Origin of the sequence: Campylobacter sp. CFSAN122748, from assembly GCF_045277125.1 — a bacterium.
Classification (GTDB): Bacteria; Campylobacterota; Campylobacteria; order Campylobacterales; family Campylobacteraceae; genus Campylobacter_D; species Campylobacter_D jejuni.
Map to the genome: position 1 here is coordinate 153,747 of NZ_CP116953.1, position 12,418 is coordinate 166,164.

Consider the following 12,418-nt stretch of genomic DNA (forward strand, 5'->3'; position numbering starts at 1 on the left):
TCATGAAAAATTATGGTTTGAGTAATTTAAATTCGTTTTTACTTGCTTTAGCAATATATGTTGGTATAGTAATTCTTGTTTTTTTTAGACTTGTAAGCGAGGTTGAACCTGCTATACAATATACCGATATAAAAGATAGTTTTGTAGATATTGAACTTGCTGAACCATCAAAACAAGTTATTACTCAAAGCAACACTCCTAAAGAAATACAAAAATCAACAGAGCAAATTGATATAGAAAAGCTTTTTGCTCAGACTACAAATAAAACAGTTAAAACCGAAGATATTGACCAAAAGGCAAGTAATTTTAATGAGCTTTTTGGAAATATTAAAGAAATACAAGAAGAAAAGACTACAAAAATTCAATCAAGTGCTAAATCAGGAATTTCTAGTGCCCCAAAACCTCAAGCTTCTGAACTTGTAAAACAACTTAATGATAGCTTGCTTCAAGAAGAAAGTTCAACACAAGGTGAAAGTACAAAGGCACAAAAAATTGGAATTTATGATGAATTTTTAGGGAAAGTTGTGCGTATTATCACTCAAAGATGGACTCAGTATTATCCAAATAGTGAAAAAATTTCTGTTAAGGTAAAAATTTTTATTGATGAAAATGGAAAATTTGGCTATACTTCAGTTGAAAAAAGTGGGAATCCTTTATATGATGCTAAAGTGGCTGAATTTTTAGAAAGTCAAAAAGGTAAATTTATTACTTATCCTCCGCAAAATAAAAATATAAGCATTACCATGAATTTAAGAGATGAAGTGAAAGTTAAAAATGATTAGGAGAAAAAAATGAAAAAAATTGTAGCAATTTTTTTAGTCTTTTTAGGAAGTCTTTGGGCAGAAGATCCAGTGATTGATGTTGTTAATTCTGGTGTAGTTTTACCAAAGATTATTGTTAAAGACAATTCAAATTTAAGTGACGAGAATTTAAAGAAAAGCTTTTATAATATCATTGTGAACGATTTGAAAGTAAGTTCAAACTTTGAAGTTGTTGCTAATGCAACTGAGACAAGTAATTATATTTTTGAATACACTTTAAATAAAAATGGTAACACTTTGAGTTTAAATGTAAAAATAAAAGCTGGCGGTTCTGATAAGTCAGAGCAAACTTATACTTTAAATGGTTTAGAGCAATATCCATTTTTGGCACATAAAAGCGTCAAAGCTTCTGTAAATGCGTTAGGACTTGCACCTGTTGATTGGATGGATCATAAAATTTTGATCGCGAGAAATTCTAGCTCTAAAAAAAGTCAAATTATTATGGCTGATTATACTTTAACTTATCAAAAAGTTATTGTTGATGGTGGACTTAATTTATTTCCAAAATGGGGAAATAAAGAACAAACTCTATTTTATTATACAGCTTATGATCATGATAAGCCAACTTTATACCGTTATGATTTAAATACCAATAAAGCTAGTAAAATTTTATCAAGTGGCGGTATGGTTGTAGCAAGTGATGTGAATGTAGATGGAAGTAAACTACTTGTTACCATGGCTCCAAAAGATCAGCCTGATGTTTATTTATATGACTTAAATACCAAAAATCTAACACAATTAACTAATTATTCTGGTATTGATGTTAATGGAAATTTTATTGGCTCAGATGATAGTAAAGTAGTATTTGTAAGCGATCGTTTAGGATATCCTAATATTTTTATGCAAGATTTAAATAGCAATAGTGCTGAACAAGTTGTTTTTCATGGTAGAAACAATTCGGCTGTTTCGACTTATAAAGATTTTTTGGTTTATTCAAGTCGTGAACCAAATCAAGCAGGTGTTTTTAATATTTATTTGATGTCAATTAATAGTGATTATATTCGTCAACTTACAGCAAATGGAAAAAATTTATTTCCAAGATTTTCTAGTGATGGTGGAAGTATAGTATTTATCAAATATTTAGGTGCGCAAAGTGCTTTGGGTGTTATTCGTGTAAATGCAAATAAGACTTTTTATTTTCCTCTTAGGGTTGGAAAAATTCAATCAATTGATTGGTAAAAATTTCAATTTTAGGTTAAAATTAATTAAAAATTAGATATAATAATAAGAATTTATTAACTTTGAAAGGTCATAAATGAAAAAAATTCTTTTTATTTCAATTGCAGCTCTTGCAGTTGTTATTAGTGGTTGTAGCACAAAAAGCACTAGCGTAAGCGGTGATAGTAGTGTTGATTCAAATCGTGGTTCAGGTGGAAGTGATGGTTGGGATATTGATTCAAAAATTTCTCAACTTAATGATACTTTAAATAAAGTATATTTTGATTTTGATAAATTCAACATTCGTCCTGATATGCAAAATGTTGTAAGCACAAATGCTAATATTTTTAACACTGAAGTAAGCGGTGTAAGTATTACTGTTGAAGGAAACTGCGATGAGTGGGGAACCGATGAATATAACCAAGCTCTAGGTTTAAAAAGAGCAAAAGCTGTAAAAGAAGCTTTAATCGCTAAAGGTGTAAATGCTGATAGAATTGCTGTTAAAAGCTATGGAGAAACAAATCCTGTGTGCACTGAAAAAACTAAAGCTTGCGATGCGCAAAATAGACGTGCTGAATTTAAATTATCAAGATAATTAATGAAAAAAATATTCACAGTAGCTCTTCTTGGAGCTACTTTACTTTATGCAGAAAGTTCAGCTTTTGGTGCAGGAGATATAACAAGCAATTCTTCTTATGGTTTAACTTCAAATGAAAAATTATTTAAAGAAAAGTTAGATAATTTAAATAATGAAAATATACAAACAAATGCTAGAATTAATGAAATTAACGAAAGAATCGAGGGTTTACAAAGCACTTTAGAAGGTATAAATTCTCAATATGCCAAATCAAATTCTAGATTAAGTCAAGTTGAAGAGAATAATCAAAATATTGAAAATAATTTTACTAGTGAAATTCAAAAATTAAAGGCTTATGTTGAAGAAAGTAGAAAAATTCAAGAAGCTAATAATAAGCAAGTAAAAAAAGTTTTAGCCGAACTTAGTTCTTTAGTAGATGCTATTAATGCAAATTATGTTTCTAAAAACGAATTAAATGATGCAAATTTAAGCGTTAAAACTATTACACCTAGTGTTGTTGTTTCAACTACAGATTCAAATAGTACCATTGAAAACAATAATACTCAAAATACCCAAGATGATAAAGCAAAACAAATTGATGAATCTTGGAAAAAGAAAAAAAATAATGAAATTTTAGAATTAGCGATAAAAGATGTTGATAAAAATGCTTTTGAAGATTCCAAAGCAAAATTAAATTTTCTCATAACAAAGCAGTATAAACCTGCAAGAGCAAATTTTTGGTTAGGGGAGATCGAGTATAAACAAAAAAATTATAACAATGCTATTGTTTATTATAAAAAAAGTTCTTCTTTGAGTACAAAAGGAGATTATTTCCCAAAACTTTTATATCATACCGCCATTTCATTGGATAAAACAGGTGATACAAAAACAGCAAATGGTTTTTATAAAGCTTTAAAAACTAATTATCCAAATTCACCCGAAGCAAAAGCTTCACCTAATAGAAAATAAATTAAGGAGATAAAATGGCTATAGAAAAAAATAGTGTAGTTTCAATGTTTTATGAGTTAAAAGATGCAAATACAAATGAAGTTTTAGAATCAAATTTATATTCTCAACCTATTTCTTTTATTTTAGGCAAAGGTCAGATTTTAGAAAGCTTAGAAGAAGAAGTGATGAAGCTTGATTGCCCTAGCAATGCTGATGTGGTAATTAAAAAAGAAAAAGGTTTAGGCGAATACGATGAAAATGCGGTTCAAACTTTACCAAAAGAGCAATTTGCAGGTATTGATTTAAAAGTAGGTATGGAACTTTTTGGCGAAGGTGAAAATGGCGAAACCGTTCGTGTAACTGTAAAAGAAATTGGTGAAAATGATGTGACAATTGACTATAATCACCCTTATGCAGGTCGTGATTTGCTTTTTTCTTTAAATATCGTAGATGCTAGAGCTGCGAGTGAAGATGAAATTCTTACAGGTATTATCGCAGGAAGTCATAGTTGTGGTTGTGGAAGCGGACATGGACACGATCATCATCACGGACATGGACATGGTGGCGGCGGTTGCTGTGGTGGTGGCGGTTGCGGTTGTCATTAATGAATGCTGCGTTTATATTTCCAGGTCAAGGCTCTCAAAGTCTTGGCATGGGAAAAGATTTTTATGAAAACTCTATAAAAGCCAAAGAACTCCTTCAAAACGCAAGTGATTTTTGTAAGATTGATTTTAAACATTTGCTTTTTGAAGAAAACGAAAAACTCAATCAAAGTGAATTTACTCAACCCGCCATCGTTTTAAATTCCTTAATGGCTTATAGTGTTTTACTTGAAAAAAAACCTGATTTAAGTTCGAAATTTGCTTTAGGCCATTCTTTGGGAGAATTTTCAGCCTTAGCTGTCAATGGTGCTTTTGATTTTTTAGAGGCTCTTTCTTTGGTCAATAAAAGAGGGCTTTTCATGCAAGAAGATTGTGCAAAAGTTGAAGCAGGTATGATGGTGGTTTTGGGGCTTGATGATGAAAAGGTTGAAGAGCTTTGTCAAAAAGCACAAAAAGAAAACAAGCAAATTTTCGCTGCAAATTATAACTGCGATGGACAAATCGTTGTAGCAGGTTTAAAACCTGATTTAGCAAGTTATGAAAGTGTATTTAAAGAAGCAGGAGCTAAAAGAGCTATGCTTTTAAATATGAGCGTGGCAAGTCATTGTCCTCTTTTGGAAAATGCTTCAGCTAAGCTTTGTGTGGAGCTTGAAAAGGTGTTAAAACCAAATTTTAAAGCCGTAATTTCTAATGCAAATGCCAAAATTTATACAAGCAAAGAAGAAGCCCTTGAGCTTTTAAAAGCACAACTTATCTCTCCTGTGCTTTATAAACAAAGCATTAAGGCATGTGAAAATGAAGTAGATTATTTCATAGAATTTGGCGCAAGTGTGCTTAAGGGTTTGAATAAAAAAATCACTTCAAAAGAAACTTATGCTTTAACAAATATGAATGATATTGATGAATTTTTAAAGGTTGTATGATGAAAATAGCAATTTTAGGAGCCATGAGTGAAGAAATCACTCCTTTACTTGAAACACTTAAAGATTATACGAAAATAGAACACGCTAACAATACTTATTATTTTGCAAAGTATAAAAACCATGAACTTGTTTTAGCGTATTCTAAAATTGGCAAGGTAAATTCTACTCTTAGTGCTAGTGTGATGATAGAAAAATTTGGCGCACAAGTGTTGCTTTTTACGGGTGTTGCAGGTGCTTTTAATCCAGAGCTTGAAATTGGTGATTTGCTTTATGCAACAAAATTAGCTCAATACGATCTTGATATTACCGCTTTTGGGCATCCTTTGGGTTTTGTTCCAGGTAATGAAATTTTTATCAAAACCGATGAGAAATTAAACAATCTTGCTTTAGAAGTTGCTAAGGAATTAAATATCAAACTGCGTGCAGGCATTATTGCAACGGGTGATGAGTTTATTTGCGATGAAGCAAAAAAAGCAAAAATCAGAGAAATTTTCAATGCTGATGCTTGTGAAATGGAAGGCGCAAGTGTGGCTTTGGTTTGTGATGCCTTAAAGGTGCCTTGTTTTATCTTAAGAGCTATGAGTGATAAAGCAGGGGAAAAGGCTGAATTTGATTTTGATGAATTTGTGATCAATTCAGCTAAAATTTCAGCCAATTTTGTGCTTAAAATGTGCGAGAAATTATGATAAATCTTAGCAAAAAACTCATACGCCAAGTTGCACAAGCTAATGCTAAATTTGGACTTATTAAAGATGGAGATAGGGTTCTTTTAGGGCTTAGTGGCGGGAAAGATTCTTTGGCTTTAGCCCATCTTTTAAATCGTATGCAAGCTCATGCTCCTTTTAAATTTGAACTTGAAGCGGTAACTTTGAGTTATGGCATGGGCGAGGATTATTCTCATCTTCATGCACATTGTGAAGAACACGGCATTAAACATAGCGTGCTTGATTCAAATATTTATGAAGTTTCAGGCGATACCATAAGAGAAAATTCAAGTTTTTGTAGTTATTTTTCGAGAATGCGTCGTGGAGCTTTATATACTTACGCTCTTGAAAAAGGTTTTAACAAGCTTGCTATAGCCCATCATTTAGATGATGCAGCAGAAAGCTTTTTTATGAATTTTATTCATAATGGAGCTTTAAGAACCTTAGCGCCTATTTATCAAAGCAAACGCGGTATAACTGTGATACGCCCTTTGATTTTTGTGCGAGAAAGACAGCTTAGGGATAATGCTACGCAAAATGAACTTAGCGTGATAGGAAATGAATTTTGTCCTGGTATGAAACTCAGTGAAAAAAATGTAAAATTTCCACACGCTAGAGAAGAAGCTAAACAGCTTTTAGCAAATTTAGAAAAAGATCATCCTAAGCTTTTTACAAGTTTAAAAACCGCTTTTGCCAATTTACACACGGAGAGTTTTTGGCTTCAAAAGGCATAAAAGCATGAAAAAAGCTTTTGTTTTAGTGGATTATCAAAATGATTTTATTGATGGAAGTTTAGGTTTTGATAAGGCTTTAAAAATCAAAGAAAATATTCTTAAAGCCTTAAATCAAATCGATTTTAATAACACGCATTTGCTTTTAACCTATGATACGCATGATGAGCATTATCTACAAAGTAAAGAAGGTTTAAATTTACCTGTAAAACATTGCATTAAAGAGAGTTTGGGTTGGCAAATGCCAAAGGAATTTGAACCTTTTTTACAAAAAGCTCATAAAATTTTTTATAAAAATACTTTTGGTAGCTTAGAATTAGCTAATTTCATACAAAAAAGTGATTATGAAGAACTTCATTTTGCAGGGCTTGTTTCTCATATTTGTGTGTTTTGTAATATTATTTTAGCTTTTGGTGCTAAGCCTAATGCAAGGATAATTTTACACCAAAATTTAAGTGCAAGTTTTGATGAAAATTTAGAAAAATCCGCTTTTGATATACTTAGGGCTTATGGTATTGAAATTGTTTAATGCAAGGCTTTATACTTCATACTCAAAAAGTTAAAGATGAGGATTTGATTGTTTATATTTTAAGTCCTAAAATGCTTATTAAGGCTTATCGTTTTTATGGACTTAGACATTCTAGTATTTTAAGCGGCTATAAAATCGACTTTGCTTTAGAAGAAAATCCTAGTTTTTTACCAAGACTTAAAGATGTATTGCATTTGGGATTTTTATGGATTATGCAAAGGGATAAAATGCTTATTTGGCAAGAATTTATCCGTCTTTTATATAGGCACTTAAAAGATGTAGAAGAGCTTGATAGTTTTTATTTTGATTTACTTGATGAGTGTGTGAAAAGGTTTGAAAAACAAAATCCAAAGCGTGTTATTGTTGATGCTTATTTAAAAATTTTGGAATTTGAAGGAAGATTGCATAAAGATTTTTTTTGTTTTGCCTGTGATGAGAAAATTCAAAATTCCATTACATTGCTAAGGGCTTTTTTACCTTCGCATTCTCAATGTGCTTTAGGATTTGAGTTTGAAGAGAAAAAACTAAAACAATTTTATAGTAGTAAAAATTGTGCGATTTTTGATGATGAAGAAATAGAAAATTTATATCATTTGATTAAGGAAGGTTTATGATATTAAGTGATGAAAAATGTGATTTTTTAGAATCTATAGCAAGTTTTTTAAGTCCTAAAGATGTGGAGCTTGTCTTTGTGGATAGTAAAGAAATGCAAGAAATTAACTTAGAGCAAAGAAAACAAGATAAAACCACTGATGTACTTTCTTTTCCACTTGAAAATATCGATGAGAGTTTGCCTTTGGGTTCTGTTGTGATCAATGTGGATTTGGCAAAAGAAAAGGCTAAAGAGTTAGGGCATAGCTATGAAGAAGAAATAAGCTTGCTTTTTATCCACGCTATGCTTCATTTGTTAGGTTTTGATCATGAAAATGATAATGGAGAAATGAGAGAAAAAGAGAAAGAACTTATAGAGCATTTTAATTTACCTAAAAGTTTGATTGTAAGGACTTTGGAAGATTAAGTAAGATTTTTTTCAAGGGCTAGAAGACTTGCGCTTTATATTTTAAATATATGAGTAAAAATATTAAAAAAAATCATTTTTGCCGATTTACTTTAGAATAAAATTTATTCCAAGGTGATAAAGATGATAGTATTTCCTCTAAGCTCTTTTAATAGATATTTTGGAAACAATCCTTTGCAAACACTTACCAAAATAAGAGATGAAAGTATTGAAAATGGAAATCCCGAGCTTACAAAAAAACAAAGAGAAGAATTAGGTAATGATTTGATAGATTTGTATAAGATTTCTAAAAAATTCAGCGATAAAATAGAATTAGTCGAGGGTTCAATAGAAGATAAGCTTAGAAACAATGAATTACCAGAATCAGAAGTTAAAAATTTATTTCAATGGATGGATGAAAATGCTAAACACCCTCGTTGGATGCATATTGATGGCGTGAGTTATGATGAATCTTATGTTAAAATTTTTCACACAAGCAAAAGTATAGATGAATTTAAAGAAAAATATCTTGAGCTTCAAAAAAAATATTTTGTTGATTTTAACAATATTGATTCATCGCAGAAAAAACTGCAAGAAACTTCAGAAGAAGACAAAAAAGCTTTCAAACCTATACAAGTAGAAAGTAAAAGCGAAACCTACAAAGATGATAATAAAATGAATGAGCTTTTAAGAAAACTACTAGAAACTAAATTTGATACAAGCGATGAGCTAGAAATTCTTTTTGGTATGAATTTTAGCAATGATAATGCAGGGGAATTTAATAAAATTCTTTCTCAAAACACTTCAGCAAAAATTATAGATATTAAGGCTTAAGATTTTTTAAATTATAAAAATCAATCAAGTTAAACTAAAAAATTCTTCTATTTTTTTTCGCATTTCTTCGACATTGTCGATACGATTAACGGTATCTCTAAAGGCTGAAGCGTCTTTATGCCCTTTAGAATACTCGTGTAAATGCTTGCGAAATATACTTACACCTTGATCTTTGTAGTGTTTTATCATTTCATCAAAATGAGTGAGTATGATTTCTTTTTTGAGTTTTTCATCTACACTTTTACCGCTTTTGATTTCATAAAATATCCAAGGATTTCCTACGCTTGCACGCCCTATCATGAGTCCATCACATTTTGTGATTTTATAAACTTCTTTAGCGTTTTGTGCGTTAATATCGCCATTTGCAATCACAGGAATTTTCACGCTTGCTTTAGCATTGGCAATGGATTCATAATCGGTTTTTCCGCTATAAAGCTGTTTTCTTGTGCGTCCATGAATACTTACAAAATCCACCCCCAAGCTTTCGCAAATTTTAGCCATTTTTTCAGGATATTTTTCATTAAATCCTAGTCGAAATTTCACACTTGTAAGGCTTTTTTTATTGTTTTCTTTAATCACTCCTACAAGATTTTTAAAAAGCTCTAAATTTTCTAGCAAAGCACTGCCAGCACATTGTTTAACAACTTTATTTACAGGGCAACCGCAATTAAAATCGATCCCATCTACAAAATCCATTTCATTTAGCATTTGCACTGCTTTTTTTAGCACTTCTTTATCTCCACCTGCAATTTGGACTATATAGGGATTTTCTAATTCAGCTCTTTCTAGCATATGTAAAGTTTTAGAACTTTCATAAACTAAGGCATTAGAACTTATCATTTCACTTATGGTAATATCAGCACCAAATTTTTTTACTACATTACGAAAAGGCAGATCTGAAAAACCTGCCATAGGGGCTAAAAACAGGGGTTTTTTGCTAAAATCTATCATTGTATGAGTTGATTTAGATCGATTTTGATATTTTTTTCACGCAAGGCTAAAAAGGCTTTAAAATCATTAAATTTTTTATCATCATTGTGAATTTGTTCTCTTAACTCATCTAAAAGTCCAAATTCAGCCAAAAGATATAAATATGCTCTTAAAGCTTCGCTTTTTTCATTTTTAATTTTGTTAAAAATTCCTAAAATAGCATCAGGATTTAAAAGTTTAGTACTTAGTTTTGCTGCGTTAAGATAGTCTTTTTCGCTTAATATGTTGTGTGAAAGTAAAACTTCATATTCTGCTACACTAAGTTCTAAATTTCCTTCTTTAAAACGCTTGATAAGTGTGAGAACTTCAGAAGGCTTTTTAGGGATTTTTACATTTTTAATTTGCTCATAACTAGCTTTTTCTATAAGAGTGTTAAAAGCAATTTCTTCAAATTCATCTTTGATTTCATTAAGGTTTTTAAGTTTGTTATAGGCATAATTTGCATCATTTTTGAGATGATTTTTTTCATTTTGCAAATATAAAACATTGTTATTTTCGAGTTTAAATTTGCTAAGGTTAAAAAATTCGTTTTTATTTAAACCATCAATAAGATCTAAAATTTCATTGATTTTATTTGAGTGTGGAATTTTTTCATGTGTTTTTATGGTTTTAAAAAGTTGTGCTACAGATCTAAATTCTTTTGTTTGAAAAGTGGTTTTAAGATCTTTTTCAAGGAGTAAATCTTGAGTATAAGCTTCAAATTTAGCTGCATCTTTAAAAAAATGCTTAAATTTTAAATAACGCAAAAATCCATGAAATGCTATGTGTAAAACGGCTAAAATCATATAAATAAATAAAGGAATAACAAGCCATATCATAATAGGTAGTTCAAAGGTATAAGTGCTGATATTTAGAGTATAGCTTCCTAATTCTAGATGCCAAGCAAAGGCAAAAATAAGTGCTATATAAATAAAACTTGCAAGTAAGAAGAGTTTAATTTTCATGTTTTTTTCCTTGTTCTGCAATTTGACGGCAAGCGATACAATATCTTGCGTGAGGTTTGACTTTTAGTCTTTGAGAGTCGATTTCATCATCGCAAGATTCGCAAATTCCATAAGTACCGTTTTTGATTTTATCTAAAGAATCTTCGATTTCTATAAGTTCTTCTTTGAGATTGGTGCTGATAGCAAAGTCAATTTGAGATCCTGTTTCTATGACAGAAAAATCCACACTATCGCTTGGGACGCTATTGTGAAGAGCTTCGATTTCATTTGAATTGCTTTGCAAATTTTCTAAGATGGCTTTTTTTCTTTCTTCTAAAATATTTTTGAAATTTTGTATTTCATTTTTTTTCATTTTAAAACTTTCTATTTGTGATAAGGGTGATTGTTGTTGATGCAAAATGCACGATAAATTTGTTCTAAAAGTAAGGTTTTAACAAATTGATGTGCTAAAGTAAGTTTGCTTAATGATAGTCTAAAATCCAAACTTTGATTAAATTCTTCTCTTAAACCATAAGCACCGCCTATAAAAAAACTTAATTCATTTTTATCTTGGATGAGTTTTGCAAATTCTATACTTGTAAGTTCTTTTCCTCTTTCATCAAGAGCGATACAATAGCCTTTTTTATAAGGCATAAAAGCTTCTTCATAGCTTTTTTTTGCTTCTATGGCATTTAAATTTTGAGCTAAGGCTATTTTTTTATTAAAAACATTTATTTCTTTTAAAGTGGAGTATTTGGAGATGAGTTTAGAGTATTTCTCACTCCAAGTTTTAAATTCATCACTTTTTTGAATACAAAAGATATTAACTTGCAAATTATTTTCCATTAAAAAATTTTAGTACATCGCTAAGATATTGTTTTTGTTCTCCTCTTTCAACTATGGCATCTATAAGTCCATGTTCTAACAAGAACTCTGCTTTTTGAAAACCTTCAGGTAAATCTGCTCCTATAGTTTGTTTAATAACTCTTGCACCAGCAAAACCTACTAAAGCTTCAGGTTCAGCAATGATTAAATCTCCAAGCCAAGCAAAAGAAGCACTTACCCCACCCATAGTAGGATCGGTTAAAATGCTAATATAAGGAAGTTTTTCTTTGCTAAGAAGTTTAAGTGCAGCGCTAGTTTTGCTCATTTGCATTAAAGAATAAGTACTTTCTTGCATTCTAGCTCCACCGCTTGCACTTACGATGACAAGAGGGGTTTTGCTTGTGATGGCTCTTTGTATAGCTCTAACGATTTTTTCTCCTTCAACAGAACCTAAAGATCCGCCCATAAAAGAAAAATCAAATACAACAAGTTGGGTTTTTAAACCATTGATTTCACATTCTCCACTGATGACAGAACTTTTTCTACCTGTTTTACTTTCACCTTCGCTAAGGCGTTTTTTATAGGATTTGCTATCAACAAATTTTAAAGGATCTATAGCTTCTAAATTTGCATCATACTCAATAAAACTGCCTTCATCGCTTAAAAGTTTAATACGTTCATCAGCTGAAATTCTCATGTGATAATTGCATTTAGGACAAACATTAAAACAAGATTCTATTTCTTTATAATACATCAAAGCATGACAACTTTGGCATTTTACCCAGTGATTTGGAGCTTCTTTAATACTAGGTTGTTGTCTTCTTATTTTTGAAAAAATATCTGCAAAATTCATAAT

The 12,418-nt window shown here is 30.6% G+C and carries 17 protein-coding genes; 12 read left to right on the forward strand and 5 right to left on the reverse strand.

Annotation, left to right across the window (positions count from 1 at the left end; genetic code table 11):
* The first annotated feature begins 2 nt into the window (after positions 1-2).
* The 12 genes from OT390_RS00820 to OT390_RS00875 all read left to right on the forward strand — a co-directional run bounded on the left by OT390_RS00820 (position 3) and on the right by OT390_RS00875 (position 8,824).
* Positions 3-782 (forward strand): TonB C-terminal domain-containing protein, encoded by a 780-nt coding sequence (locus OT390_RS00820; protein ID WP_014516669.1) that lies wholly within the window; start codon positions 3-5, stop codon positions 780-782.
* A gap of 9 nt (positions 783-791) precedes the next feature.
* Positions 792-2,000: a Tol-Pal system protein TolB gene (gene tolB / locus OT390_RS00825; RefSeq protein ID WP_002858647.1), complete on the forward strand. Its 1,209-nt coding sequence runs from the start codon at positions 792-794 to the stop codon at positions 1,998-2,000.
* 76 nt (positions 2,001-2,076) lie between these two features.
* A complete protein-coding gene (pal, locus tag OT390_RS00830) occupies positions 2,077-2,574 on the forward strand; it encodes a peptidoglycan-associated lipoprotein Pal (protein WP_002859785.1) in 498 nt (165 codons plus the stop codon).
* Positions 2,575-2,577: 3 nt separating this feature from the next.
* Positions 2,578-3,525 carry a tol-pal system YbgF family protein gene (locus OT390_RS00835; RefSeq protein ID WP_002851738.1) on the forward strand — a complete coding sequence of 316 codons (948 nt, stop codon included), beginning with the start codon at positions 2,578-2,580 and terminating at the stop codon, positions 3,523-3,525.
* Between the two features lie 14 nt (positions 3,526-3,539).
* A complete protein-coding gene (locus OT390_RS00840) occupies positions 3,540-4,109 on the forward strand; it encodes a peptidylprolyl isomerase (RefSeq protein WP_002851661.1) in 570 nt (189 codons plus the stop codon).
* Between the two features lie 47 nt (positions 4,110-4,156).
* Positions 4,157-5,029: an ACP S-malonyltransferase gene (locus tag OT390_RS00845; protein WP_229151379.1), complete on the forward strand. Its 873-nt coding sequence runs from the start codon at positions 4,157-4,159 to the stop codon at positions 5,027-5,029.
* A complete protein-coding gene (pfs, locus tag OT390_RS00850; protein WP_002860591.1) occupies positions 5,026-5,715 on the forward strand; it encodes an aminodeoxyfutalosine nucleosidase in 690 nt (229 codons plus the stop codon). Before OT390_RS00845 ends, pfs begins: the two co-directional genes overlap by 4 nt.
* On the forward strand, positions 5,712-6,467 hold the full coding sequence (locus OT390_RS00855) for a tRNA 2-thiocytidine(32) synthetase TtcA (RefSeq protein WP_002851719.1): 756 nt from the start codon (positions 5,712-5,714) through the stop codon (positions 6,465-6,467). The genes pfs and OT390_RS00855 overlap by 4 nt, the downstream gene beginning before the upstream one ends.
* A 4-nt stretch (positions 6,468-6,471) precedes the next feature.
* Positions 6,472-6,993 carry an isochorismatase family cysteine hydrolase gene (locus tag OT390_RS00860; protein WP_002785057.1) on the forward strand — a complete coding sequence of 174 codons (522 nt, stop codon included), beginning with the start codon at positions 6,472-6,474 and terminating at the stop codon, positions 6,991-6,993.
* Entirely contained in the window at positions 6,993-7,607 is a 615-nt protein-coding gene (recO, locus tag OT390_RS00865; protein WP_002851895.1) for a recombination protein RecO, read from the forward strand. The genes OT390_RS00860 and recO overlap by 1 nt, the downstream gene beginning before the upstream one ends.
* Entirely contained in the window at positions 7,604-8,011 is a 408-nt protein-coding gene (ybeY, locus tag OT390_RS00870; protein ID WP_002851664.1) for an rRNA maturation RNase YbeY, read from the forward strand. Before recO ends, ybeY begins: the two co-directional genes overlap by 4 nt.
* Before the next feature lie 123 nt (positions 8,012-8,134).
* On the forward strand, positions 8,135-8,824 hold the full coding sequence (locus tag OT390_RS00875; protein ID WP_052800351.1) for a hypothetical protein: 690 nt from the start codon (positions 8,135-8,137) through the stop codon (positions 8,822-8,824).
* A 24-nt stretch (positions 8,825-8,848) separates the two neighbouring features.
* Here OT390_RS00875 and OT390_RS00880 read toward each other — a convergent pair whose 3' ends face one another.
* The 5 genes from OT390_RS00880 to accD are packed head-to-tail and all read right to left on the reverse strand — an operon-like array spanning position 8,849 to position 12,415.
* Positions 8,849-9,775, reverse strand: coding sequence for a tRNA-dihydrouridine synthase (locus OT390_RS00880; RefSeq protein ID WP_002854309.1), 927 nt, complete (start codon positions 9,773-9,775; stop codon positions 8,849-8,851).
* On the reverse strand, positions 9,772-10,758 hold the full coding sequence (locus OT390_RS00885; protein ID WP_032586515.1) for a membrane protein: 987 nt from the start codon (positions 10,756-10,758) through the stop codon (positions 9,772-9,774). Before OT390_RS00885 ends, OT390_RS00880 begins: the two co-directional genes overlap by 4 nt.
* Positions 10,748-11,110: a molecular chaperone DnaK suppressor DksA gene (dksA, locus tag OT390_RS00890; RefSeq protein ID WP_002860595.1), complete on the reverse strand. Its 363-nt coding sequence runs from the start codon at positions 11,108-11,110 to the stop codon at positions 10,748-10,750. Before dksA ends, OT390_RS00885 begins: the two co-directional genes overlap by 11 nt.
* Before the next feature lie 11 nt (positions 11,111-11,121).
* Positions 11,122-11,571 carry a 23S rRNA (pseudouridine(1915)-N(3))-methyltransferase RlmH gene (locus OT390_RS00895; protein ID WP_002910084.1) on the reverse strand — a complete coding sequence of 150 codons (450 nt, stop codon included), beginning with the start codon at positions 11,569-11,571 and terminating at the stop codon, positions 11,122-11,124.
* 1 nt (position 11,572) lies between these two features.
* A complete protein-coding gene (accD, locus tag OT390_RS00900; protein ID WP_406611497.1) occupies positions 11,573-12,415 on the reverse strand; it encodes an acetyl-CoA carboxylase, carboxyltransferase subunit beta in 843 nt (280 codons plus the stop codon).
* Positions 12,416-12,418: the final 3 nt, after the last annotated feature.